A 23,504-nucleotide genomic window follows, 5' to 3' on the forward strand; every position below is an offset into this window, starting at 1 on the left:
TCTTTTTTATTGTTTTATTACAACAGATAATCATTTGTTTCATTATTATATTAGGGAAACCACTAAGTACTAACCAAGATCGATATAAGCAAGTTAAAGAAATTCATGGTATAATATCAAAAAAATTAACTATATTTATACAACTATCAATTAGAAGTCAAAAATGGTATTAACTAGGATACTTGAACCCTTAAAAGACAAAAGGTTTCTTTATAATTATACAGTTATATGAATAGACAGAAATTAGTTCCACAAGTACAAGCTACGGAGACATATATTCATAGATCGACAAAATAGGATGAAAATGAAAAATAGGCAGATAAATAAAGAGGTAGGATGATTTTCATCCTACCTCTTTTGATCTTAAAACTGCACTAGAAGCACTTATGAGAGGTCCCAGGTATCCATGTGCTCTATCTTTTTCTTAAAGTCTTTCCGCCTAGCAAGGCGAATCAGGCTTTTGATCCGATTATTCATAAAGGGATGTGTACTGAACACCTCCATGCTGAGAGGGTCTGAATCCCCATCCAGCTGAGCCAAAAATTCCTCTATATCAACGGGATCGTCCAAACCCCACGCTAGTTTTAGCAAGGAAGAGGTCAGGGGAATTAGATCCCCTTTGCTGGCTATAAGAGCTACTGAATCGGCAGAATATTCACATGAGCGGCTCCACTTATAGAAGAAGAGGCGGCCCAGTCCAAACTGAGTACTCATTAGACTTATGATCCGCACGTGCCCGAATAAGATGTGTCCCATTTCATGCCCAATTACCGCCTTTATCTCGGTTTCCGAGAGCTTTTCCACCAAGCTGGATGTAAGAACCACGGTATAGGGTCCGTCGTAACCAAAGGTATAAGCATTCATTACCGGGTTTTGATTTATAAAGAGATCTATTTTCACAGGGGGAAGAAGCTTCTTAACTTCTTCAAGTGCCTCATAGAGATCTGGACGCTGATGGGGACCGATCTGAACAGCATTGGCAAGTATCTCCTTCCGCTTCAGGTTTGATGTTATATATCCCACTCCAAAGATGAGTAGAAGAAGGACTCCTGCTAAGTATCCCCCCAAAAGGAGTATGACTACAGCGAAGATAAATCCCAGAGCGAGATCACGATTTTCGGTTTTACAGCGATATTCTTCCAAGTTAATGGATCTGGCAGAGGAAAAAAGACCGGTGAGTGCCAGTTTATGTTTCCGGACCACAGTTTCTGGGCACATTTCAACAAAGAGTATGGTGGTAACTGCCAGGAGGAGCAGGTCATCTAAAAGTCCCAGAAGAGGCAGGAAGTCATCAGGTGGAAATGGTAAAAAAACATAGGCAAGTGGAATGAAGACTAAAAATACCTTTAGCCACTTATTTACTCTGCGGTCCTGTACTAGTCTCCAGGTAAGCCGGAAATGATTTAATATCTTGACAATCATAGTTCTCCTCCCTTTTTGTGCAGGAAATTAATTTAGTTATATTTTTTTCACTATTATTTTTATACAATTTTAATAGTTTATATTAATTACTATTTTACCCATTATTAAAAAAATTATGTTACTACTAAATTAGAAAATTTTTAATTTTTCCTTTTTTTCTGAAAAAAATCATTTGCTTTTTTTGATCTTATATATTCGGCTAAACAGCCATTAAAGGCAAGGTGCCAGGACTTTCTGTATGGTTCATACCAAAGATCCCATTTGATACTGTATCTATTCCTGAAGTTTTCCAGATCCTCTTTTTTTCCAAAGAGTTCTATGTGGGTTTTATACAGATCTACTATAAAAGGAGAAGTATCAACTACAATCCCCAAAGAATCAAAGGCAAGGTGCATATTTCTAGTAACGCCATTATAATCAAAATCCCGGATTAAATATGCGTATATTTGGGTTTTTAAATTAAACTTTTTCTTTATGTCATTGATTTTGAATCCACTTATAAAAAGCTGGGAATACATCTCTTTTTCAAGATATTTATCGGTGATTTTTTTATAATCTTGAGTAAAGTCTTTAATTGTATAGTTTAGTTCTTGTAAATTCCTTCTTGAACTAATATAGGTTATATTATATTCTTAAAAAATTAAATCGTTGATATTATTAGTGTTTATCCAGTTTGGTGTTTTGAGAGTATTTGCGGATAGTCTGAGAACTAATAAAACAGTATAGACTACAAACAAAAAATGAAAAGACACTAAATGTAAATGTCAATCAAGAATTGACCCATGTGGCAGTTAATTTTTGACCCACCTAAGGGTAATTAAAAAGTGACCCACCCTGCCTATTTCGCAGAGACCCTGTAAGAGTCACCATTCATGTTTAAAATATGTCCTCTAAATGTTACGCGATCTATTAAAGCTGTTGTTAACATTGTATCAGGGAAGAATTCTTCCCACTCTGAAAATGCTAAATTAGTAGAAATTATAATACTTCCCCTCTCACTTCTTTCTGAAATCACTTGAAATAGGAGTTCTGATTGATGTTTGTTAAAGGAGAGGTAGGAAAGCTCATCTATTATGAGTAGATCTAATCTTGCTAATTGCCTTAAGAATCTCCCTAAATTACTATTTTCTTGCGCTTCAACTAATTTATTTGATAAGTTAGCAGCTGTAGTAAAGTACACCTTATGTCCACAGTTGCAAGCTTTAAGTCCTAGAGCTATAGAAAGATGTGTCTTTCCAGTTCCTGGGTTCCCTATCATTATTATATTTTTTTTTTTTTTTGATAAACTCACAGCTGGAGAGTTCGCCTACTACTGAAGGTTTTAAATAGCTAAGACGTTTAACTTCAAACTCTTCTAGCGTTTTTTCAAAGGGAAATTTAGCTCCGCGCTTTAACCTGAAAAGTTTATTGTCTTGTCTAGTTAATACTTCCTTTTCTAATAGTGTAAGCAGAAATTCTTCATATCCTTGTTTTGAATTTATTGCTTGGCGCTGAACCTCATGATAGTCTTTGAAGCTAGATAGTTTTAAAGCTTTGGAAAAAAGTTTAATTTTTTCACTAATTACACTCATTAGATCACCTCTTGGGAAATTAAGTTATCATATTTACCTAAATTATTTCTTTGAACTTCTATTTGGTCGTTGATTTTAGGAAGACCGACTTCTTCTCTTAGATATTCTAAAAAGAGTTTTGAATCTCCTTTAGAGTGATACATTTCAAAAATTGCTTTAGGAATATTTTGTATAACTGGATCAGCATTAAATACAGCTCGCGGTTTTCTTTCTAAAGCTTTAAGATAGTGAATTAATTGATAACTATGCTTATTTTTTTTAAATATCCTCTGGTGAATTGCAACAACTTTACCTTTATGAAGAAATTGTATTTCTGAATGACCAGTTTTTAAAATCACCTCAGTTCCTACTAATTCACAGGGTAATGAATATTTATTAGTTTCAAAAGTTACAGTTGAAAACTTAGTGACTCTTTTATAGTCTCTTTTAGAAATATCTAGTGAATGGCTAGGAAGCTCTAAAAGGTTATTAGCTTCAATCTGGAATTTTTGTTTAACACTTAAGCTTTCACCGCCAACTTTATGATTTTCTAAGTAGTTATCACAAGCCTTTTTTATTTTGATATTTAACTCATTCAAACTTTTAACTCTAGGGATAGGAACCATAGTATTTCTTCTGATAAGTCCTACTAAATTTTCAACCAAACCTTTTTCATTTCCACTTCTAACATTGCAAAATTTAGGTTTAAAAGCATAATGAGCAACGAGAGTTTCATACCCTTTAGTTATTTTAGTTACATGTTTTCCATAGCCTTCTGATACAGCAACTCTGGCATTATCAAAGAGAACTTCTCTAGGAACACCACCAAAATATTCAAAAGCAGAGATGATCCCATCTAAAAAGCATTCTTCTCTTTCTGCGAAGTAGGCCTTAGTAAAGATATGAGCGCTATATGCTAACCGAGCACAAAAATATTTTATTTCCTGCTTTTCATCATTGAGAAAGATATGCGCTGAACCAAAATCAATTTGCATAGCTTCCGCAGGATTAAAGGTAAGTGGTAGAAAAACCTCTTTTGTTTTACCTTTTAATTCTCTAAATGCAACCTTAACAGAAGAATATGAACCAAGAAACCCAGCCTCTTCTTTGAGTCTAACCCAAACCCTATTAGCAGTGTGCCTCTGTTTTGAATGAGTATGCTCGTTATCTTCAAGAATACAAGCTTGAATAAAGTCTAAGACTTCTCTAGTCATAACTTGTTTTCTTCTAGAAGAAAACTTTTTTCTCCAGGAATTGTATCTCCATTAATATACTTTCTAACAGTGTTTCTAGAAATATGAAGATCTCTAGAAATTTTTCTAATAGAAACCCCTTCAACTAGATGAAGTCGTCTAATTTTTTTATATGTATCCATATGAATTGCCACCTCAAACCTCCTGTACATCTCTTTAAAAAGATTGTACAGAGTAATATTAGGGTGGGTCAATAATTAGCTGCCTTTTTTATCTCAAAAGGGTCAATTTTATATTACCCTTTACACACTAAATAAATGTACAATAAATTACATGTTGAAATAACTAAAAAAAGTCTACCTTAATTGGTAGACTTTTTTGGTTATTCCTTTTCAAGGATTTAGATTTAATAATTTAATTAATAGAAACAAATCCTTATTTGTTTTATTTCAATTTTTAACCTCTTTCTTTCTCTCTAAATAATCTATCTCTAATATCAAACATTTCAAAATTAATCATTCTTAATAATTCTTTGTCATGAGTTACTAAGACAACGGCACCGTGATATTCATTTAACATATTTGCAATTGTAGACCTAGAGTAACTATCCATATAAGTAGAAGGTTCATCTATTACAAGTAAATGAGTTTCAGCTAAGATGTTAGTAAATATTTCTAATCTCTTTTTCTCTCCACCACTTAACATATATAATTTTTTACTTCTAAATTCTTCTTCGTAATTGAAAAGAGAGTCAATAGCTCCTTCAATAAAGTCTTGGTTTAGACCAGTTTTATCCTGAATATATTCTGTAATCTTCATATTTTCATCTTCTAAGATAGTTTCTTGCTCTATATAAGAGAATTTTGCCTTAGGGTTTATATCAATAGTTCCTGTAGTAGGGACTTCTTCTCCTAAAATCATCTTTAATAAAGTTGATTTTCCAGCTCCATTTTCTCCTACGATACATATTTTACTGTTCTTTAATATATCAAAGTTAACATCTTTATATAATGTTTTTTCAGGGAACTCCTTAGAAACATTATTAACTGAAGCTATTATATCTCCAATATCTTTATTAATTGTAAGATATTCTTCAGGGCTAGAATTATAAGTATATTCAGATTCTTTAGAATGTACATTTTTCCCTTTTTCTAATCTTTCTAATTCTCTTTCCATCCTTCTTAAGATTACAGCATGAGAACGATTATTTCCGACTCCTTGTACTAATATTTCTTTTTTCTTAATTCTTTCACGGGTTTTTTCTATTTCAAATTCTTTTTCTCTATTTTCTTTTTTTTCTTCCTTTAGTTGTATCTTTTTGTCCTTTTGGTAAGTTCTATAATCCCCTTCATATGTAGTTACTTTGAAATTATCTACATCAAAGAATTTATTAGAAAATAACCTAATAAAATCAATACTATGAGAAACTACTAAAAATGCTTTAGAACTTTTAGAAATAAAGTTAGCTAACCAAGCAGTTTTCTTTTTATCAAAATATGATAATGGTTCATCTAAGATTACAAGGTTAGATTCTTTGAATAAAGCTATTGCAAGTCTTACATATTGCTTTTCTCCACCACTTAAATCTTTAAATTCTCTATCTAACTTACTCCCTAATTCAAATACATCTATAAATTCAGATTGTAAATGAATATAGTCATATGCTCCTAAACTTTCAAAAAGATCTGAAGCTTTTTGAAATTCTTCCATTACTTTTTCATCATTGTCTGCTTCACCAGTAAACTGAGTCGAAACTTCTTCTAAGTGAACTTGAGCTTTTATTATGTGCTCAAATGGTGAGTCTAATAACTCTTTTACTGATTTATCTAAACTTGTTTCTCCAAATTGATCAAAGTAAGCAATTTGTGCTTCCTCTTCAATTACTATATCTCCATAAGTTGGATATTCATCTTCATTTATTAATTTTAATAAAGTTGATTTTCCACTTCCATTATTACCAACAATAGCAATCTTCTCTCCCTTGTTGATCTCTAAATTAACATTTTCATATAACTTTTGAGTTAAATGTGATTTTGCTACATCTTTAAATTCAATAATATTCATATATCTTCTCCTGTTTTAACGATTCGCTATAAATAACCTAAATACTATTATAACGCATATTTGATAAAATCCAAAATTAAACTATAAAAATATTATGTTGTTTTGTTAGAGTGGAGTTATAAATCCAGATAAATGGCAATATTCTGAATTTTATTTTTATGAAAACAAACCGAAAAATTATAGAGATAGAATCTATGGAATCCTTCATATTTCTACTAAGAAAGTCACCAAAATTAAATGTTTTTATAAACCAACAATCCAAGCAAATATAATTTCAATTATGAAAGCACCATAATGATCCTTTTGTAACTTTTAAAATAGATATCAATAAAATAAAGCTTAGAAAGACAGTATAAACTTATTGTCTTTTTATTTAGTGTTTTTTATTACTTTGTTCTCGATTTTTTTAAAATTTTGTCCATGATTATTTTGTTATTTGAAACTCAAGAAACTATAGGTATAATAATAAAAATGTGAATTTATAAAAATCAAGTATCAAATGATAGATTGGAGGAATAGATGGAAACCACAAAAAAATATCGAAGGAGTAGATGTAAATAATAATATTTATCAAAATATTTCTGAGTTACTCCAACAAGCTAGAAAAAATGTAAATAGTGCAATGGTTTACACTTATTTTATGTTTTTTCTTTATTAATATCACTCCAGTTTAACTTTGCAATCATTATTACATAAGAATGGTTTAAAAAAGAATGAAAAGCTATCTCAATAAAAAAAAGACTTTACATTTAAATAAAATTTATGTTATTATCTAAAAAAATTCAAATGAGGGAGATTGTTATGAAAAATATAGAATTCAGACAATTAAATATGATGATGATGCTTTGGAAGGGTTTGTAACTTAAATTATTTAATTTAAGGGCAGACTCATTTTGTATTAATTTACTGAGTCTGCCAAACATCTTTCAAGTAATTACGAAAGCCTGTGGTAGACGCCACAGGCTTTTTTTATTTTATAAAAATATTATATTGAATCAATAGGGAGTTGAGATTATGACAAAAATTATTACTGCTGCTTTACCGTATATTAATAACGTTCCACACTTAGGGCATATTGCTGGCTCACATTTACCAGCAGACATTTATAACCGATTTTGTAAAATTAAAGGAGAAGAGACTTTGTTTATTGGAGGATCAGATGTTCATGGGACACCTTCTTTAATACTTTCTAGGGAAATTGGTATTTCTCCAGAAGTTCTAACAGATAACCTACATAAAGTTCATAAAAAATTATATGATTATTTTAATATCTCATATGATAACTATTCAAAAACATCATCAAGTATACATAAAAAAAATGCACAAAACTTTTTTACAAAGCTTGATGATAATGGTTACATTCAAGAAAAAACTTCTATTATGAAGTATTGTGAACATGACAAACTTTTCCTACCAGATCGTCTTATTGAAGGAACTTGTCCTAATTGTGGTTATGAAAATTCGAATGGTGATCAATGTGAAAAATGTGGTTCATTGACTGAATCTTCTTTACTTTTAGATTCAAAATGTAAACTTTGTGGAAATAAACCTATAGAAAAAGAAGATACTCATTTATATTTTTCATTAGATAAAGTTTCAAATGAAATATCTAATTGGATAAAAACAAAAGTAGATGTTTTTAATAATATCACATATAGTGAAGCTCAAAATTGGTTAAATAAAGATCTACACCCTAGAAGTATCACACGAAATATGACATGGGGAATTCCTGTTCCTAAAAAAATATATGAAGACAAAGTATTTTATGTGTGGTTTGAAGCCCCTATTGCGTATATAAGTTTCATTAAAGAAATTAATCATGAAAATCTTTGGGAAAATAAAAATACTAAAATTTATCATTTTTTAGGAAAAGATAATATTCCATTCCATACTATTTTTTGGCCAGGGCTTTTAATGGGAAATGGGAAATATAATACTCCTAATAATGTAATTGGATATAATTATTTAACATATGAAAATGAAAAATTCTCTAAAAGTAAAGGAATAGGTATATTTTGTATAAATTTTTTAAATTGTGATATTAATATAGATTCACTTAGAGCATATTTAACTCATATATTGCCAGAAAAAAAAAGACTCTAATTTTAGTTTATTAGATTATAAAAATTTTCATAATAGCGAATTAATAGGTAAAATTTTTAATTTTTTTAATAGGAGTTTGAATATGGTTTGGAAAAATTTCGATGGACAGATTAAAATTGATCTTTCTACTGAGTTGGAAATTATTTCAAAAATCGATGAAAAATGTAGTATAATAATGAAAAACTACGAAACTTTCTCTTTTAGATCGGCTTTATCAAAAGTAATAGAATTAGCATCTATTGGAAATATTTATTTCGATAATGAAAAACCTTGGGAATTAGCTAAAAATAATGATTTAGAAAAATTAAAAGAAATTTTAGGGGTTTCTATGTATATTTGTGAAAAATTAATTATTTTTTTAAATCCAATTTTACCAACTCTAAGTAAAGAACTATGGGAAAAGCAATTACAAAAAAAAGAAAAAATTCACTATAATAAAGAAACTTCAACTAGTCTCGATCTATTAATAAAGAAACCTTATCCAATATTAAGTAGAATTGATGATGATCAACTTCAAAATTATGTAGAAGTTTTGACAAAAGAATTTTCTTTAGAAAACTTAATTAATGAAGAAAGAAATATTAACTAGTTTTTATTTGAGAAAAAAAGATCCTAAAAAATTAGGATCTTTTTTAATTACTTTTGAGGACACAGGCTGAAACGTACGCCCCCAAATATTTAGTTTTATTTAGTTGATTTATTCATAAACTTCTTCCAACTTCTATTTTGTAATTGTTTATGCTGTATTAACTTATTAACTTTTTTTAATCAATTTTGTTTGTGATTTTTTTATTTTTTTTAACATTGACATACCGAGGGTTTTGAAGGTAAACTTAGTTAAATTAATATTAGGGGGATAATATAATGCATTTAATAAAAAAAGAAGTTGTAGTAATGGAAGATTTTTTCTATAACTATACTAACGGGGTTATGAATAGAGCATTTTTAGATCAAGATGATAAAATGTTTTTATGCTGGGCTAACGAACATGGTACTTTAAAAAAATTCGAGTTACCGATGATTCGTGATGAAATTCAAACAAGATTAGATTCAATAGAAAAAAGTTCGACAAGTTTTAGATCCATTCTGAGTTATAGCAATAATGAGGAGATAGAAAAATTAACATCATCAATAAATACTCTAAATGAGATTGAAAAACTTTTAAAAAGCTAAAAAAGTATAATTGAAACAAATAAAGTAAAAATTACTGATTTTTGATTAAAATAAAATTTTCGATACTTAATTTATATTTTTACTTTTTAAAGCTTGTAATATATAATCCCTGTGGAGGAGTTATGTTGATAAATAGATAATGAAAAGTGTTTTAATAAGGCTAAATATAGAAATAATGGAGTGGAATAAAATGAACTTACTAAAATAAATCACTGTTGCAAGACTAAATGAACGCATAAAGAAGACTCTTAAAAATTATTTTTTAAGAGTCTTCTTTATACAATGGTTGTAATGAATTCTCTTGGGGATAGAGTAGTGTATGACACTATAGTACTCGTTACATGTATAACTTGTCTCATGTAACTAACAGAAACAGAAAACCGTGAATAATTTTGAGAAAATAGTAAAAGCCAATTAATAATTTAATCGGCTTTCAAAATATTATATTGACAAAATAGCAACAATTTTAACTTGCTATTATAAAATAATTACCCAGAGTTTAAAAATTAAAACATTATCCTCTTTTTTATTTGAGAAATCCCGTTTTTCATAAGAAACCTCTCTCCTTCTTTTTTTTATGACGTGCGTCTTATTCTCAGCTTCTGCTAACAAATGTTCTACACTTTTTTTATTACAGTATGAAGATTCTGAAATCCCAAAACTTATGGATGTATTGTAATTTTGGAATGAATTTTTATTATATATCCTTATCTTTTCTAATAACCTCCTCATAACTTGCCTTGCACCTGCTATATCACATTCAGGAAGAATTGTTAGAAACTCATCTTTGTCCATCCTAGAGATAATATCTGATTCTCTTATACTTGATCTCAGCATTTCAGATATATCTCTCATGAGTTCATTTCCCTTAATATAACCAAATTTGTCAATTACAGGTTTTAGCCCATTGAGATCTATGAGGCATACCGCTAAGTTATTTTCATGTCTCTTTGAGAGATTTAAATAATTTTTGAGCATCTCTAATCCCATTCTTCTATTATAGGTAATGGTCGTATCATCCATAGATGCACAGTGTTTAAGTTCATTTGTTTTTTCTTTTATTTTTTCCTCTAAACACCTGATTCTTTTTTGAGATAAGTATGTAATTATAGATCCAAATAAAACAGCATAAAATACAGGCAAAATAAAATGATTCAAATCAAATTTCATTATATTCATTTTTAAATTTATCATCGTCATAAGAGATATAAAAATTATCATCAAAATAATATTTATAAATAAAGCCTTCCACGTCTTAAACGTCATATCTAATCCCTCCATATATAAACTCAGTTAATTTTCATATTTTAAAATATTGAAAATAGATTTATTTATTTTTACTAGAACGAGTAAATAGTTCCTTGATTTTTTTTACAAATTGTCAACTTCAATAAAATAATTTAGATTTAAAATTAAAAAGAGTTGTTTAAAAAGTTTTATTCTTATCTTATATAAGAGATCATACCCTTGTTTTCTAATTTGTTAAATCCTATTTTTTGATAAAAACTATTGCTTATTTTATCACTTATATCTGTTATTAATAGTATAGATCTTATATTTGGATGTCTATCCAGCAAATTATTGATAAGTTTTTCTCCGACACCGTCTCTTCTCCATTCTTTAGTCACTATTAAATCCTGAACATATAAAATATGTTCAAAATCAGTTAAATACCTTAAAAATCCTATTAATTTAGTACCACTAAATGCTCCTATAATTTCACTGTTCTTGAGAGCATTCCTGAGTTTTTCATCATCGTTGAGATATAATATCCAGCCTTCATCTCTGTATATTTTTTTAATATCAGTCAAAAAATTTTCCTTGATTTTTTTTATAGTCATTAGATCACTCCTTCTTCACCTTATTTATATGTCCCCTATATTCTACTCTATTTTTCTTTTTAACAAAATAAAAAAGCCAACTAAATAATCTAGTTGGCTTTTAAAATACTATATTAACAAAATGTCTATAATTAAACATTTTATTTCATTCTGATTGAGTCTATCTAGCTAAAACTAAAGATACACTTATCATAGTTGAAAATACTGTGGAAACTTTCAACATATAAACTATTTTTCCCATTTTTTTCTCCTTTTTTTTTACCGCGGTTATAGATCTCGTCATCTACAGTTTTCCGGTACTAATTTTATTTCACTTCTAACTTCTTAGGACCATTCAAAAATATGAGTGATAAAGTATAATATCATATAAGTTAAAATAAGTCAAAGAATTTTTTGTAAATCAGTTCGGATTTTGTTCTTTATTAAAAAGAGTGTTTATAAACAACACTTCCAGTCTGCCGAGATAACTATGTATTTTTTCAATATTAAGGTGTTATATCAATATTTTTAGGAAGTTCTCATCAAATTGAATAAATGGCATAAAAAAATAGAATTTGTGGTGATACAGAACACCATAAGAAAGGAGGTTTTACTAACCAGGAAATCATAGAGTTTAATGACATAATCTAAATATTGAAAATTTTTTATAATTTCTACATGGATAGAAGGTAGTATTCCCTTATTATTTTTTAGTAAACTATAAAATTTATTTAGAGACTATGATATAATAGTAAGGTGATAGAAAAAACAGAATAAAAGAGAGTAAAACTTTATTATGTGTAACACAAACAATAAATAGAAATATTGTTTAATGGAAAAGGTAGGGAGGAAATATGCCTAGAAATATAGTAAAAATACGACCCAAAAAGAACCTTTTTGAGTCTGTAGGAGTAAAAAATATAGAGCTAAAAGAAATAATTGTCTATGAAAAACTAAAAAAAATAGAGTTATTATGTGTGGTAAAAAATCCTCATAACTTAGATGAGCTGGATCTTATTCAAAAAGAGATCAATAAAAAATTTGGAGACAAATTAGAGCTGGACTTAGGAGTTGAGTTTGAAGCTGCTAATCTAACTAAGATGGATATAAAATTGGTTGTCGAAAGGATCATCAAGGAGTTGAAAACTACCAGTGCTCCGTCCAGATCCTTTTTACACCTATACAGGATCTATATCCATGACCAGCATATAGATATAGAGTTAAAAGATCAGGTCTCTCTAGATAATCTTATAAAAGCTGAAGTGGATATTAAGCTGAATACCAGGTTGGGAAAGTATGGGATAAATAATCTCGATATCCGACTTCTTGTAGGAGATTTTACTAAAGAGGTCAGAGATATGGACGATGAAATTATTAGGATCACCAAGGAACAGATTGAAAGATCTAATAAGGAAATCCAGCTAAGAAATCCAGCTAAACAAGAGGTAGAACAGCCTAAAAGAACTGAGCCCAGAGATATGGAAAAGGTTAAAATTATTGAAAGCAGCGAAGGAAAGAAAATTCTCTTTGGGCGGGGAATGATCAAGGGGTCAACCAATGATTTCTTAGAATTTAATGAGATCTATCCTGGAGAAGTTTGTACTCTAGAAGGAGAGGTCTTCAAGGTTGAGCAAATTGAGATAAAAAACAAATGGAGAATTGTAAAATTTGGAATGACCAATCATAAAGATTCAATCTCCATTAAGATATTTACAAAGATAGAAAATAAAGTCGATATTAAAGCCGGGATGTGGGTCAAGGTCAAGGGAAAAAAGGAAAACGACCAGTATACCAATAATGAAGATATCCTTGCTGCAACCAATGTAAATGCCATTGACTCTAAAACTGTTGTGAGAAAAGATGATGCCGAGATAAAGAGAATAGAACTCCATGCTCATACCAAGATGAGTGATATGGCAGGGCTCATCGATGCAAAGGACCTGATAAAACATGCCCATTCTTGGGGGCATAAGGCTATAGCTATCACAGATTTTGGTGTAACTCATTCATACCCATTTGCTTTTAATGCAGCTAAAAGAATGGAAGACTTTAAGGTAATCATGGGCTGTGAAGCTTATGTAGTAGATGATGCTGTCAAGATGGTAAAAAACGCAAAAGACAATGTCATAGAAGATGAAACATATATAGTCTTTGATATAGAAACTACCGGATTTGACCCTCACAATGATGAGGTGACAGAGATAGGAGCAGTAAAATTAAAGGGAACTAAAGTTATAGACAGGTTTTCTACCTTTGTTAACCCCAACAAACCTATCCCTGAAAATATAGTTAAACTTACTGGAATTACCGATGAAATGGTTGCAGATGCTCCTCAAATTGAGGAAGTTTTACCTAAGTTTTTAGAGTTTTCCAAAGACGCTACCATGGTAGCTCATAATGCAAAATTTGATATTGGTTTTATTCAGACAAAATTAAAAGCCAGACTGGATCAAAATTACGATCCGGCTGTAATAGATACGTTACTTTGGGGTAGGAATATCCTCAAAGAGCTTAAAAGACATAATTTGAAAGCTATGGCAAAACATCTAGGTGTTGAACTAGATAATCACCATAGAGCTGTAGACGATGCGGAAGCTACTGCACACATATTTGTAAAGATGATGAATATGGTTCTGACAAAGGGAGCCTATAAATTAAGTGAGATAGACAACGTCTATGAAACTGATGTAAAGCTTATGGATACATTCAACACTATGATCTTGGTTAAAAATCAGAAAGGATTGAGAAATCTATATGAATTAGTTTCAAGAGCTCATATTGACTTTTATGGTCAGAAAAAACCTAGGATACCAAAGTCACTCCTTACTGAATTACGTGAAGGATTGATTTTAGCCAGCAGTGGTAGCGGTACCTTTAGAAATGAAGGAGAACTGACAAAAGCTTATCTTCGTGGTACAGCTAAATCTGAGATTGAAGAATTAGCTAAATATTATGACTATTTTGAGATCCATCCAAGAGGTACATATACAGAGTTAGTAGAGAAAAAAGAGGTAGAATCATATAACAGTATCATTGAGATGAATAAATACTTTGTCGAATTAGCTGAAAAGCAAGGTAAGATTGTAGTAGCTACAGGAGATGTTCAGTATCTAAATCCAGATGAACATCTTACTCGTAGTGTACTCCGATATGGTAGTGGAATGGCATTTAATTCATGGCAATATGATAATCAGCTCTATTTCAGGACTACCAATGAGATGATTGAGGAATTTTCATACTTAGGAGAAAAAATAGCAAATGATGTGGTTATAGATAATACCCATAAGATCAATGAGATGATTGAGAAGGTCCAGCCTATTCCAGATGGTTTTTATCCTCCTAAGATGGATAATGCAGAGGAAGAAGTGAGGGATATGACCTATAATAAGGCTTATAAAATATATGGTAATCCACTGCCAGTTCATATTGAAAAAAGAATAGACAGAGAATTAAAAGCTATCATCGGAAATGGCTTTGCAGTATTATACCTGTCAGCTCAAAAATTAGTAAAGGAATCTCTGGACAATGGATACCTGGTAGGATCAAGGGGATCAGTAGGATCATCCCTAGTAGCATTTATGATGGATATCACCGAAGTAAACGCTCTTTATCCTCACTATGTATGTCCAGAATGTCAATATTCAGAATTTATGGATAAGGAAGGGAGTGGGGTAGACCTGCCTCCTAAAAAATGTCCTGAATGCAGCTCAGAGCTTACTCGTGATGGTCATTCTATACCATTTGAAGTATTTATGGGATTTAACGGAGATAAGGTCCCGGATATAGACCTTAATTTCTCCGGAGAGTATCAGGGAGCTGTCCATAAGTACTGTGAGGTTTTATTTGGAAAAGAAAACGTATTTAAAGCCGGAACTATCTCTACTTTGGCAGAAAGAAATGCCTATGGTTATGTGAGAAAATTTTCAGAAGAAAATAGCCAGCCCATGAGAGGGGCCGAGATGGAAAGATTAGCTAAAAAATGTGAAGGGGTCAAAAAGACCACAGGACAGCATCCTGGTGGAATGATCATCGTTCCTGAGGGGAAATCTATCTATGATTTCACCCCTGTGCAAAGGCCTGCAAATGATCAAAAATCTACTTCCATAACTACCCATTATGATTACCATGTAATGGATGAACAGCTGGTTAAACTAGATATATTAGGGCATGATGATCCCACAACAATTAAATTATTACAGGATTTAACAGGAGTTAATGTTTATGATATACCATTAACTGATCCGGAAACTCTTAAGCTTTTTTCTACTACTGAATCATTAGGAGTAACTCCTGATGAAATTGGTTCGATAGTTGGGACCTATGGGGTACCAGAATTCGGAACTGGATTTGTAAGGCAGATGTTGGTTGACACTAAGCCAACAACTTTTTCAGAACTTTGTCGTATATCAGGACTGTCCCATGGAACAGATGTTTGGCTGAACAATGCCCAAGATTTTGTTCGTCAGGGAGAAGCGACCTTATCAGAGATTATTTCAGTAAGAGACGATATTATGAACTTCCTTATTGATTCAGGGATCGAAAAAGGATTGGCCTTTAAGATTATGGAATTTGTCAGAAAGGGAAGACCCAGTAAAGAACCCGATACTTGGGAGGAATATTCAAATGTCATGAAGGGGAGAAAAGTTCCTTCTTGGTATATAGAGTCATGTAAGAGGATAAAGTATATGTTCCCTAAAGGACATGCAGTAGCCTATGTTATGATGTCTGTAAGAATTGCATATTTCAAAGTTCACTATCCTCAAGCCTTTTATACTGCATACTTAAGTAGAAAAGCTGATGATTTTGATTCTGACTTTATGCTTACTTTAGATGGGGTAAAAAGTAAGATAAAAGAACTAAATAATGAACCCCGAATGGACGTAAGACAGAAGGGGCAGATGGCACTGTCTGAGATTATTCTAGAGATGAATGCTCGTAAAATAGAATTTTTAGGAGTAGATGTCTATAAATCTGATGGTTTCAAATTTAAGATCGAAGATGGGAAGATAAGATTGCCTCTTCTTGCTGTAAATGGATTAGGTGCAGCAGTGGTTGAAAATATGCTGAATGAACGTACTGGGAGAACTTTTTCATCCTATGAAGATCTTAAGAGGAGAACCAAAGCTTCAGCTACAATAATTGAGAAATTAAAAGAATTGGGAGCAATAGAAGGGCTTAGTGATACAGATCAAAGAAGTTTATTCTAAAAAATAATGTTATAAAATATCTAATCAGTTAAAAATCAACTTTTATAGGTACTAAAAAAAGAGTGAATATTCACTCTTTTTTTAGTATTTTATTTAAGGGTTACTTTCATAAGTGGAGCTCCTACTTCTACTTTTTCTCCAGGCTTCACTAATAATTCTATATGATCTACATTATCGTCACTTACAATTATTGGTGTGATTATAGACTTGGCATTTTCTTTCAGATAATCTAAGTCATAGCTCACTAATTTGTCTCCGACTTCCACCATCTTTTTAGGAGATAGTTCCACAACTCTTTCAAATCCTTTTCCTTCCAAAAGAGATGTTCCTACACCGAAATGGATAACAATATAGACACCTTTTTTAGGTTCGAAAATTAAAAGGTGATTAGTCTTAAATATCTCCACCTTGGAAGATATTGGAGCATAGATCTCTCCAGGCTCAGGAACGATAGCACACCCGTCTCCGATAATATTACTTGTAAAAACATTATCCGGCACTTCATTTAGATCTAAAACTTCACCTTTAAGAGGTGAATATATTAATATTTCTTTATTTTTTTTAAACATATTTTTCAAACTCATCATAACAATATTCCTCCTATAAATTTACTATGCACCTTTTATTACGCTATACATATAACCTATGTATACTACGACCAATATAATTCCCGTTAATCTACCTATTTTTTTATTTAATATAGCAAAGGCTCCTACCAGGATTGTAGCCATTCCTACATTCATAGCATCTGTAATCATAGCTGGGTCTACCACGATTGGTTTTATAGCCATAGATGCACCTAGAGTAAATAAGATATTAAAGGTATTAGACCCAACTATATTTCCAATTACAATTCCCTGCTGACCCTTTCTAGCTGCCATGATACATACTACAAATTCAGGAAGTGATGTTCCTACTCCTACAATGGTAAGACCGACTAAATGTTTGCTCATTCCAAAGGTAGTAGCAATCTCAGATGCGTATTCGATAACCATATCTCCGCCTTTTACTACAGCAATAAGACCGACTACGATCATTGCGATATCCTTAGAAAGATGTTTCACAGATGGTTTTTTTTCGTTTTTACCACGTAGAAATTTATTTAACTTAAAAGTCCCTTCTGCAATCTCATAGATCATCATCTTTTTCTCTTTATATTTCTGGTCTATCAATGATTTTCCTATAGTCTCCTTAACAAAATAAGCAAATATCAATATTAATATTATACCATCAATTCTACTAAGATTTTGATCAAATCCTAAAAGTGTTCCATCAAAGGCTAAAAACGGCAGTAGAGTTGCAGCAACTATAGCCAATGGAAAGTCAAATGTGGCTAACTTATCGTCTATTATCATAGGTTTGAATATAGCAATTGCTCCTACTATGAATAAAATATTAAATACATTTGATCCTACTATATTTCCAACTGCCATCTCATTGGAATTATTAACAATAGCAGCCATATTAACTGCAAACTCAGGGAGTGATGTTCCAAACCCTACAATAACTATCCCAATAATTAATTCTGGTATTTTAAACGCTTTGGCGACAACTGAAGATCCCTCTATAAAAACATCTGCTCCCTTGATTAAGATAGCAAAAGATACTATCAATAAAATGTAAACCATAATACACAACCTCCTAAAATTTTATAATTTTTTTAATTTTTGTTACTCTTTTTTTCGGCAAATCTCATTATACTCCTTTTTTTTTTTAAGTCAAGAAAAAAAACGATTTTCAAACATGTTCTTTTTCAGTTTTTTTAATTTTTTTTTAATTATTTATTAATAAAAATTAATTTTTTTAGTGATATCAAGGGTTTGAGGAACACATAAAAATTTTATATAGAGTATATAAATAGAGTATATAAAAATTTTTTTTTTCAGATCTGGATTCTTTCCTCTTTTAAAAAATTATTGTTAAAGTAACTAAAAATATGGTATAATATTTTCGGTCTATTGTACAATATTGGTCTCTAATCTTGTTATTTACTTACCAAATTAACCTCATTAGTTAAGAAGTATCTTGACGTTTCTTGTGATGTATGATATCATTGCGAGGTAAAATATTATTTTAAATATTAAATTTTTAAATTCTTAGGAGGAATTAATTTGGCACATACTAAATCAGGTAGAAAAAGAATAAGAACGGCAGAAAGAAACAGAGTGAGAAATCAAGCTGTAAAATCTAGAACTAAAACTATGGTAAAGAAATTATTAACAGCTATCGAAGCTAAAGATGCAGAAGCAGCGAAAGCAGCATTATCTGTAACTTACAAAGAGTTAGATAAAGCAGTTACTAAAGGTGTTTTCAAGAAGAACACTGTATCAAGAAAGAAAGCTAGATTAGCTGCTGCAGTTAACGCTTTATAATTACCTGTAATAACAGAGACTAAAAAGGAGTTGAATTTTCAACTCCTTTTTTATTATCTTTTAACTCAGTTTAATTTACTTTTTTTATTTTTTTATAATGTTTTTCCGGATAATCAAAACTATACCAAATAAGGTATAGAGTTATAGGTGTCCCAAGAATAAAGTTTATATAATACAAAGTATCAAATGACCAGCTCATTAACCCAAATCCTTTTATAACAACTTTCAAGATAAAGAAGACAAACCATATGATCGTAACTCTTCTAAATGCCGGTTTAAGAATATAAAAATCCTCCTCTCTTTCACACAGGTCTTTAGCCAAATAAGAAACAATATCTTTTTTTATTACCAGTGATCCTCCGAATACAAGTGTGTACAACAAATTAGAGATCAATGGGTATACATAGTATACTTTAGGATTTTTAAAAACAAAGCTTATTATTGTCTGACTGACTAAAGAAAATATACCTAAATAACTAAAAGGTTTTAGCTTCCTAAGTTTAATATATTCTTGAATGTATATTGTTAACCCAATGCCAAAACTACTTAAAACTGCCCATGAAAATGAAATGTGCTTATATATCACCATAAATATTATTGCAGGGATTATCTCTCGTAAGATCTCTCTATGTTTAGTATTCACGATTTTCTCTTCTAGATTTTAAACTTTTCTGATAATTTTTATATGTTAAGTAATTTATGATCAGAATTATTAAATAAATTATAACTATTTTTTTCATTGTATAGGTTAAGATAGCTGTTTCTCTAATATTAAAAAGTACTGCTACTAAAGCTCCAATTAATGGGATCTCTATAGATGCCCTCATAACTACCCTGATTAAATAATTTTTATATTTTTTTAATGGTATATAATCATAGGCTCGCTGAACTATCATAACTATAATAAATGTCTTTAAGATATCTATTCCAATTTGATTATTCCCTAGCATCATAAAAATCACATAAAAAAAACAGACTTCTTTAAGAATTGAATAACAATCCCTTAAAAATTCCTTTGTCAGATTAAATTTTGTTTCCATATTTATCCTCCTTAAAACATCTTATCAAAATTTTTTCTATATCCCCTGGTTACTTCTAATGAACTTTCATCATCAAGTTCCAATAAAAGTTTTCTATTCATAAGGGGTATTACCCTCTCTATTCTATTGAAATTTACAATTTGTGATTTATTTATTCTGATAAACCTTCTTGCATAGAGCTCCCTTTCATAATATTCAAGTGTTTCGTATGTATAACCTTCACCTTTATCTGTATAAAAATATGTTTTTTTATCCACTTTTTCAATTAAAATCACTTCAGGATATTCTACGAGTACCCTACCCCTCTCACTTTTAAGATAGAAATTTTCAATTTTCATACTTTTTTCTAGTATATCTATCAATGGAATAAGGTGTTCTTCCTCTTTAAAGATTATACCTATATTTTCATTAGAAGAAATTCCATCTTTTATCACTTTAATTTTTTCCAGACCCAGCTTTTTTAATATTTCTTTTAATTTAGATACCATAAATTCACCTCCTCAGCGCCTATGATGATTTTACCTTTATTTTTTATTTATCACAACTTTCCTGCCCTATGTTACATCTTTTTAAGGATAACTTACATAAATTTATAAAAAAGCAACGTGACGATACATCCAGACAAGCACAATTCAGATTTTTATAATCTTTTATTTATTTCATTAATTTGTCTCAAGATTTTTAAATTATAGAATAATCTCCGAAAGTGTTGGTAATATTCCTTGCATGTATAATTTGTTAGATAAAAAAAGCATAAAACCCTAAAGTTTTATGCTCTACTTAATATTTAGATTAATTGGATCCAACGTCACGTTGGTTTTCAGCTTCTTCCCTCTCTATTTTCGAATACACACACCCGCAATAATCTTGACGATAAAGATTATGATCACGGGATAACTCTATGGATCTTTTATATCCATTCTTTTTCTTGAAATCAGCTCTTAAGAATTTAATTCCTAATTTTTCTTCTAATTCTATTCCGATTTGATTTATTTTTTGCCCATTTTTTAATGGGCTGATAGAAAGTGCAGTGGTAAAGTAGTCATAGTTTAACTCCTTTGCTATTTTTGCTGTCTGGGTAAGCCTCAGGTCGAAACATTCAAAACAACGTTCTCCGCCCTCTCTTACATCCTCTAAGCCCTTTATCTTATCGTAAAATTCCTTGGTATCATATGACCCACCTAAAAATTCTATCTTATTCTTAGCCGTTTTATTGATAGCTTTTATAAATTCCTGCTGCTCAACATATCTTTTTTGATATTCATCATCAAAGGTTATATTCGGATTATAGTAGTATACTGTAATCTTAAAATAATCTGCTAGATACTCCAATACATATGAGCCACATGGTGCACAACATGAATGGAGTAATAATGTCGGGATAAAATCTAATTTTTCTACCTCTTTTATCTTTTTTTCCAAGATTACTTGATAATTTATTTTTGGTTTATTCATAATTTGTCTCCTGTTTAATTTTTCCAATTTTGACTTTGTTATCCTCGTCTTCTGCGAAAAGTAACAAATAAAGAATAGAAGAACTCTATATCTCTAAGATAAAAGTCTCTAACATTATTTCGAGTTCACCATTACCGGATTTGAATTTAGCTTCTATATCTAAAACTTTGTTTAAATATTTTTGAAGGATGACGCTGTCAAACCTCTCTATAAGAGGAAGCTTTAAAAATATAACATAGGGATGACTAAATCCCCTTTTATTCTTAAATAAGCTTTTATTCTTCTCAAATACGACTTTAAAGGTATTATAGTTTCTAGTTGATTTTATAGTCCCTTCCTCAAAAAGAACCCTTAATTTCAACAGGTTTAATAGTTCTCCTGTCAATATATTTAAAAAGAAGATATGTTCTTTTGATTTCTTCAGATGTGAGATTGTGTTTTCCTTATTTCCCTGTAAAACCTCTTTAACCATATCAAAAGTATTATATTCTTTGGATACAGTCAAAATATTTACAACTTTTTCAAAGGTAAAAGTATCTCCCTCTAAAAAATTATTTATTTTTTGCATCTCCTGACGAAGAACAGACAGATCTCCTCCTACCATATCTTTAAATTTTAGTGCTGTAGGTTTGTCTATGTTGAGGGTATTCATTATATAGTTAAGTGTGGTATTTCCATCTTTGTCCGACACTTCCATTAATTTGAAGTTCCCCTCTACTTCCTTTCTTGCCTTTTTAGGGAAAGGTTTTACTTCCTTACCGAATTCGTTCAAGGAGGAGTTATATATAATAATTATATCTTTATTTAATATATTAAAATTATTCATAGCCTTAAAGAAATTCCAGATTTTATCAATTTTTTCTGCTCTTTTAAGAATTAATAGTTCCTTCCCACCAAACATAGAGTTTATGGAGATGGACTGGAAAAACAGTTCCTCCTCCTTTAGGCCGGCATCAAAGGTTCTTTGTAAAATATTAGGTGTTTCCACTGTTAGTTTACTTAGCAGATCTTTATAAACCAACTCTGTCGTTGAATCACCTATAATTAAATAGTTCATCTAACCTCCCCTTTAAAAACTTCATCCCAAATGTACTGTGGTTCCATTCCAAGATAAATATCAAACTTTCCATATTTATTTATTGAATTTACTATATTTTTATACATATCTATACGTATTTTTTTGAAGTATCTTTCTTTCCCGTCGATTCCAACAATAAATTCATTGAAAAACAGATCTGTATTTCTTTCTGCTAATACTTTTTGACGTAATCCTTTTTTATATCTGATAGTTCCAATTCCTATATCTCTTATCTTAGTCAGATCAAGGACAGAAAATATCTCTTGGACCATATTTTTATAAGCTGAGTTACTGTCTTCAATGTCTATCATAGGATCTAGTCTAAGTCCGATAGAATAGCCATGTTTCTGGAGTTTTTTAGCAGCTGAGATACGCTCCTTTAGAGATGATGCTCCTAATTCATATCTGTCTATTACTTCTTGGGGACTAAATGTAAATGATATAAGTATATTTTTGTGAGGAGTCATTTCTAATAAGTTTTTTATATTGTGACTCTTTGTTCTCAGTTCCAAGATCAATTCCGGCCTGTCTTTAAAATATTCTATAAGATCAGAAGTAACGTTGGTAAGGTTGTCATGAACCAAAGTATCATTAACAATCCCGGCACTTATCATAGTTCCGCTTTTATTAAATTTATCTAATTCAGCAAACATATCTTCTAAATTGACATAGAAAATAAAGGCACTGTGGTTAAAATAATCTCTCAGGTAGCAGTATAGGCAGTTAAAGGGACAGTTATTTTCATAGGATAGGTAAAACTCCTCCTTTATCTTAGATAAGTTATCATCTAAATAATAGTTTTTTAAAAAATGTCCTTTTTTAGTGGTGAAAAGCATATACTGCTTTTCCTCTTCATTGGTTAATTTCATATCACGAATCATCTCAACAAATGTTTTTTCATCTTCTATAATTTTATATTTTTTTATCTTTTTTAAGATCTCTATTCCTTTTTTATGGTTTTTTATATCTTCTGTTATATATATTTTACTCATTGCTTTCTCCTGTTTTAAATTTTTTCTGTATTATC

The 23,504-nt window shown here is 30.4% G+C and carries 22 protein-coding genes; 5 read left to right on the plus strand and 17 right to left on the minus strand.

The window, feature by feature from the left end; all coding sequences use genetic code 11:
• Nucleotides 1–384: 384 nt before the first annotated feature.
• The 7 genes from NRK67_12320 to NRK67_12350 form a co-directional block, all read right to left on the minus strand.
• The gene (locus NRK67_12320; protein UUV18068.1) at nucleotides 385–1,422 is read right to left on the minus strand and encodes a M48 family metallopeptidase; all 1,038 of its coding nucleotides are present in this window, start codon (nucleotides 1,420–1,422) and stop codon (nucleotides 385–387) included.
• Between the two features lie 140 nt (nucleotides 1,423–1,562).
• Nucleotides 1,563–1,940, minus strand: a complete 378-nt coding sequence (locus NRK67_12325; GenBank protein ID UUV18069.1) for a hypothetical protein — start codon at nucleotides 1,938–1,940, stop codon at nucleotides 1,563–1,565.
• Between the two features lie 320 nt (nucleotides 1,941–2,260).
• Nucleotides 2,261–2,680, minus strand: coding sequence for an ATP-binding protein (locus NRK67_12330; protein ID UUV18070.1), 420 nt, complete (start codon nucleotides 2,678–2,680; stop codon nucleotides 2,261–2,263).
• Nucleotides 2,625–2,993: an ATP-binding protein gene (locus NRK67_12335; protein UUV18071.1), complete on the minus strand. Its 369-nt coding sequence runs from the start codon at nucleotides 2,991–2,993 to the stop codon at nucleotides 2,625–2,627. The genes NRK67_12330 and NRK67_12335 overlap by 56 nt, the downstream gene beginning before the upstream one ends.
• Complete coding sequence (gene istA / locus NRK67_12340) at nucleotides 2,993–4,186, minus strand: IS21 family transposase (GenBank protein ID UUV18072.1); 1,194 nt, start codon at nucleotides 4,184–4,186, stop codon at nucleotides 2,993–2,995. Before istA ends, NRK67_12335 begins: the two co-directional genes overlap by 1 nt.
• Complete coding sequence (locus tag NRK67_12345; protein UUV18073.1) at nucleotides 4,183–4,359, minus strand: helix-turn-helix domain-containing protein; 177 nt, start codon at nucleotides 4,357–4,359, stop codon at nucleotides 4,183–4,185. The genes istA and NRK67_12345 overlap by 4 nt, the downstream gene beginning before the upstream one ends.
• A gap of 262 nt (nucleotides 4,360–4,621) precedes the next feature.
• Complete coding sequence (locus NRK67_12350) at nucleotides 4,622–6,229, minus strand: ATP-binding cassette domain-containing protein (protein UUV18074.1); 1,608 nt, start codon at nucleotides 6,227–6,229, stop codon at nucleotides 4,622–4,624.
• A gap of 1,014 nt (nucleotides 6,230–7,243) precedes the next feature.
• On the opposite strand from NRK67_12350, the gene metG reads away from it, so the two are divergent.
• The 3 genes from metG (at nucleotide 7,244) to NRK67_12365 (ending at nucleotide 9,505) form a co-directional block, all read left to right on the plus strand.
• Nucleotides 7,244–8,332: a methionine--tRNA ligase gene (gene metG, locus NRK67_12355; GenBank protein ID UUV18075.1), complete on the plus strand. Its 1,089-nt coding sequence runs from the start codon at nucleotides 7,244–7,246 to the stop codon at nucleotides 8,330–8,332.
• A gap of 82 nt (nucleotides 8,333–8,414) precedes the next feature.
• Complete coding sequence (locus NRK67_12360; protein UUV18076.1) at nucleotides 8,415–8,921, plus strand: class I tRNA ligase family protein; 507 nt, start codon at nucleotides 8,415–8,417, stop codon at nucleotides 8,919–8,921.
• A 275-nt stretch (nucleotides 8,922–9,196) separates the two neighbouring features.
• Nucleotides 9,197–9,505 carry a hypothetical protein gene (locus NRK67_12365; GenBank protein UUV18077.1) on the plus strand — a complete coding sequence of 103 codons (309 nt, stop codon included), beginning with the start codon at nucleotides 9,197–9,199 and terminating at the stop codon, nucleotides 9,503–9,505.
• A 477-nt stretch (nucleotides 9,506–9,982) separates the two neighbouring features.
• Here NRK67_12365 and NRK67_12370 read toward each other — a convergent pair whose 3' ends face one another.
• Entirely contained in the window at nucleotides 9,983–10,699 is a 717-nt protein-coding gene (locus NRK67_12370; GenBank protein UUV18078.1) for a GGDEF domain-containing protein, read from the minus strand.
• A gap of 248 nt (nucleotides 10,700–10,947) precedes the next feature.
• A complete protein-coding gene (locus NRK67_12375; protein UUV18079.1) occupies nucleotides 10,948–11,346 on the minus strand; it encodes a GNAT family N-acetyltransferase in 399 nt (132 codons plus the stop codon).
• 833 nt (nucleotides 11,347–12,179) lie between these two features.
• On the opposite strand from NRK67_12375, the gene NRK67_12380 reads away from it, so the two are divergent.
• Nucleotides 12,180–16,532, plus strand: coding sequence for a PolC-type DNA polymerase III (locus NRK67_12380; protein UUV18080.1), 4,353 nt, complete (start codon nucleotides 12,180–12,182; stop codon nucleotides 16,530–16,532).
• A gap of 89 nt (nucleotides 16,533–16,621) precedes the next feature.
• Here the strand turns inward: NRK67_12380 and NRK67_12385 are convergent, their stop codons facing one another.
• Complete coding sequence (locus NRK67_12385; GenBank protein UUV18081.1) at nucleotides 16,622–17,119, minus strand: glucose PTS transporter subunit IIA; 498 nt, start codon at nucleotides 17,117–17,119, stop codon at nucleotides 16,622–16,624.
• A gap of 24 nt (nucleotides 17,120–17,143) precedes the next feature.
• Entirely contained in the window at nucleotides 17,144–18,160 is a 1,017-nt protein-coding gene (locus NRK67_12390) for a calcium/sodium antiporter (GenBank protein UUV18082.1), read from the minus strand.
• A 483-nt stretch (nucleotides 18,161–18,643) separates the two neighbouring features.
• On the opposite strand from NRK67_12390, the gene rpsT reads away from it, so the two are divergent.
• The gene (rpsT, locus tag NRK67_12395) at nucleotides 18,644–18,904 is read left to right on the plus strand and encodes a 30S ribosomal protein S20 (GenBank protein UUV18083.1); all 261 of its coding nucleotides are present in this window, start codon (nucleotides 18,644–18,646) and stop codon (nucleotides 18,902–18,904) included.
• 70 nt (nucleotides 18,905–18,974) lie between these two features.
• Here the strand turns inward: rpsT and NRK67_12400 are convergent, their stop codons facing one another.
• The 6 genes from NRK67_12400 to NRK67_12425 form a co-directional block, all read right to left on the minus strand.
• Nucleotides 18,975–19,547 (minus strand): DUF3159 domain-containing protein, encoded by a 573-nt coding sequence (locus NRK67_12400; protein ID UUV18084.1) that lies wholly within the window; start codon nucleotides 19,545–19,547, stop codon nucleotides 18,975–18,977.
• Complete coding sequence (locus NRK67_12405) at nucleotides 19,537–19,944, minus strand: hypothetical protein (protein ID UUV18085.1); 408 nt, start codon at nucleotides 19,942–19,944, stop codon at nucleotides 19,537–19,539. Before NRK67_12405 ends, NRK67_12400 begins: the two co-directional genes overlap by 11 nt.
• An 11-nt stretch (nucleotides 19,945–19,955) precedes the next feature.
• The gene (locus NRK67_12410; GenBank protein ID UUV18086.1) at nucleotides 19,956–20,432 is read right to left on the minus strand and encodes a LytTR family transcriptional regulator; all 477 of its coding nucleotides are present in this window, start codon (nucleotides 20,430–20,432) and stop codon (nucleotides 19,956–19,958) included.
• A gap of 304 nt (nucleotides 20,433–20,736) precedes the next feature.
• Entirely contained in the window at nucleotides 20,737–21,399 is a 663-nt protein-coding gene (locus NRK67_12415; GenBank protein UUV18087.1) for an epoxyqueuosine reductase QueH, read from the minus strand.
• An 85-nt stretch (nucleotides 21,400–21,484) separates the two neighbouring features.
• Nucleotides 21,485–22,456, minus strand: coding sequence for a hypothetical protein (locus tag NRK67_12420; GenBank protein UUV18088.1), 972 nt, complete (start codon nucleotides 22,454–22,456; stop codon nucleotides 21,485–21,487).
• The gene (locus tag NRK67_12425; GenBank protein ID UUV18089.1) at nucleotides 22,453–23,469 is read right to left on the minus strand and encodes a hypothetical protein; all 1,017 of its coding nucleotides are present in this window, start codon (nucleotides 23,467–23,469) and stop codon (nucleotides 22,453–22,455) included. Before NRK67_12425 ends, NRK67_12420 begins: the two co-directional genes overlap by 4 nt.
• Between the last annotated feature and the right edge of the window lie 35 nt (nucleotides 23,470–23,504).

The sequence above is a fragment of the Fusobacteria bacterium ZRK30 genome, from assembly GCA_024628785.1.
In the GTDB taxonomy this organism is placed as follows: domain Bacteria; phylum Fusobacteriota; class Fusobacteriia; order Fusobacteriales; family Fusobacteriaceae; genus Psychrilyobacter.

Bases quoted from the DNA above. Each gene is read 5' to 3' on its own strand.
- NRK67_12320 (UUV18068.1), bottom strand. From the start codon at position 1,422: ATGATTGTCAAGATATTAAATCATTTCCGGCTTACCTGGAGACTAGTA.
- NRK67_12325 (UUV18069.1), bottom strand. From the start codon at position 1,940: ATGTATTCCCAGCTTTTTATAAGTGGATTCAAAATCAATGACATAAAG.
- NRK67_12330 (UUV18070.1), bottom strand. From the start codon at position 2,680: ATGATAGGGAACCCAGGAACTGGAAAGACACATCTTTCTATAGCTCTA.
- NRK67_12335 (UUV18071.1), bottom strand. From the start codon at position 2,993: ATGAGTGTAATTAGTGAAAAAATTAAACTTTTTTCCAAAGCTTTAAAA.
- istA (UUV18072.1), bottom strand. From the start codon at position 4,186: ATGACTAGAGAAGTCTTAGACTTTATTCAAGCTTGTATTCTTGAAGAT.
- NRK67_12350 (UUV18074.1), bottom strand. From the start codon at position 6,229: ATGAATATTATTGAATTTAAAGATGTAGCAAAATCACATTTAACTCAA.
- metG (UUV18075.1), top strand. From the start codon at position 7,244: ATGACAAAAATTATTACTGCTGCTTTACCGTATATTAATAACGTTCCA.
- NRK67_12360 (UUV18076.1), top strand. From the start codon at position 8,415: ATGGTTTGGAAAAATTTCGATGGACAGATTAAAATTGATCTTTCTACT.
- NRK67_12365 (UUV18077.1), top strand. From the start codon at position 9,197: ATGCATTTAATAAAAAAAGAAGTTGTAGTAATGGAAGATTTTTTCTAT.
- NRK67_12370 (UUV18078.1), bottom strand. From the start codon at position 10,699: ATGATAAATTTAAAAATGAATATAATGAAATTTGATTTGAATCATTTT.
- NRK67_12375 (UUV18079.1), bottom strand. From the start codon at position 11,346: ATGACTATAAAAAAAATCAAGGAAAATTTTTTGACTGATATTAAAAAA.
- NRK67_12380 (UUV18080.1), top strand. From the start codon at position 12,180: ATGCCTAGAAATATAGTAAAAATACGACCCAAAAAGAACCTTTTTGAG.
- NRK67_12385 (UUV18081.1), bottom strand. From the start codon at position 17,119: ATGATGAGTTTGAAAAATATGTTTAAAAAAAATAAAGAAATATTAATA.
- NRK67_12390 (UUV18082.1), bottom strand. From the start codon at position 18,160: ATGGTTTACATTTTATTGATAGTATCTTTTGCTATCTTAATCAAGGGA.
- NRK67_12405 (UUV18085.1), bottom strand. From the start codon at position 19,944: ATGGAAACAAAATTTAATCTGACAAAGGAATTTTTAAGGGATTGTTAT.
- NRK67_12410 (UUV18086.1), bottom strand. From the start codon at position 20,432: ATGGTATCTAAATTAAAAGAAATATTAAAAAAGCTGGGTCTGGAAAAA.
- NRK67_12415 (UUV18087.1), bottom strand. From the start codon at position 21,399: ATGAATAAACCAAAAATAAATTATCAAGTAATCTTGGAAAAAAAGATA.
- NRK67_12420 (UUV18088.1), bottom strand. From the start codon at position 22,456: ATGAACTATTTAATTATAGGTGATTCAACGACAGAGTTGGTTTATAAA.
- NRK67_12425 (UUV18089.1), bottom strand. From the start codon at position 23,469: ATGAGTAAAATATATATAACAGAAGATATAAAAAACCATAAAAAAGGA.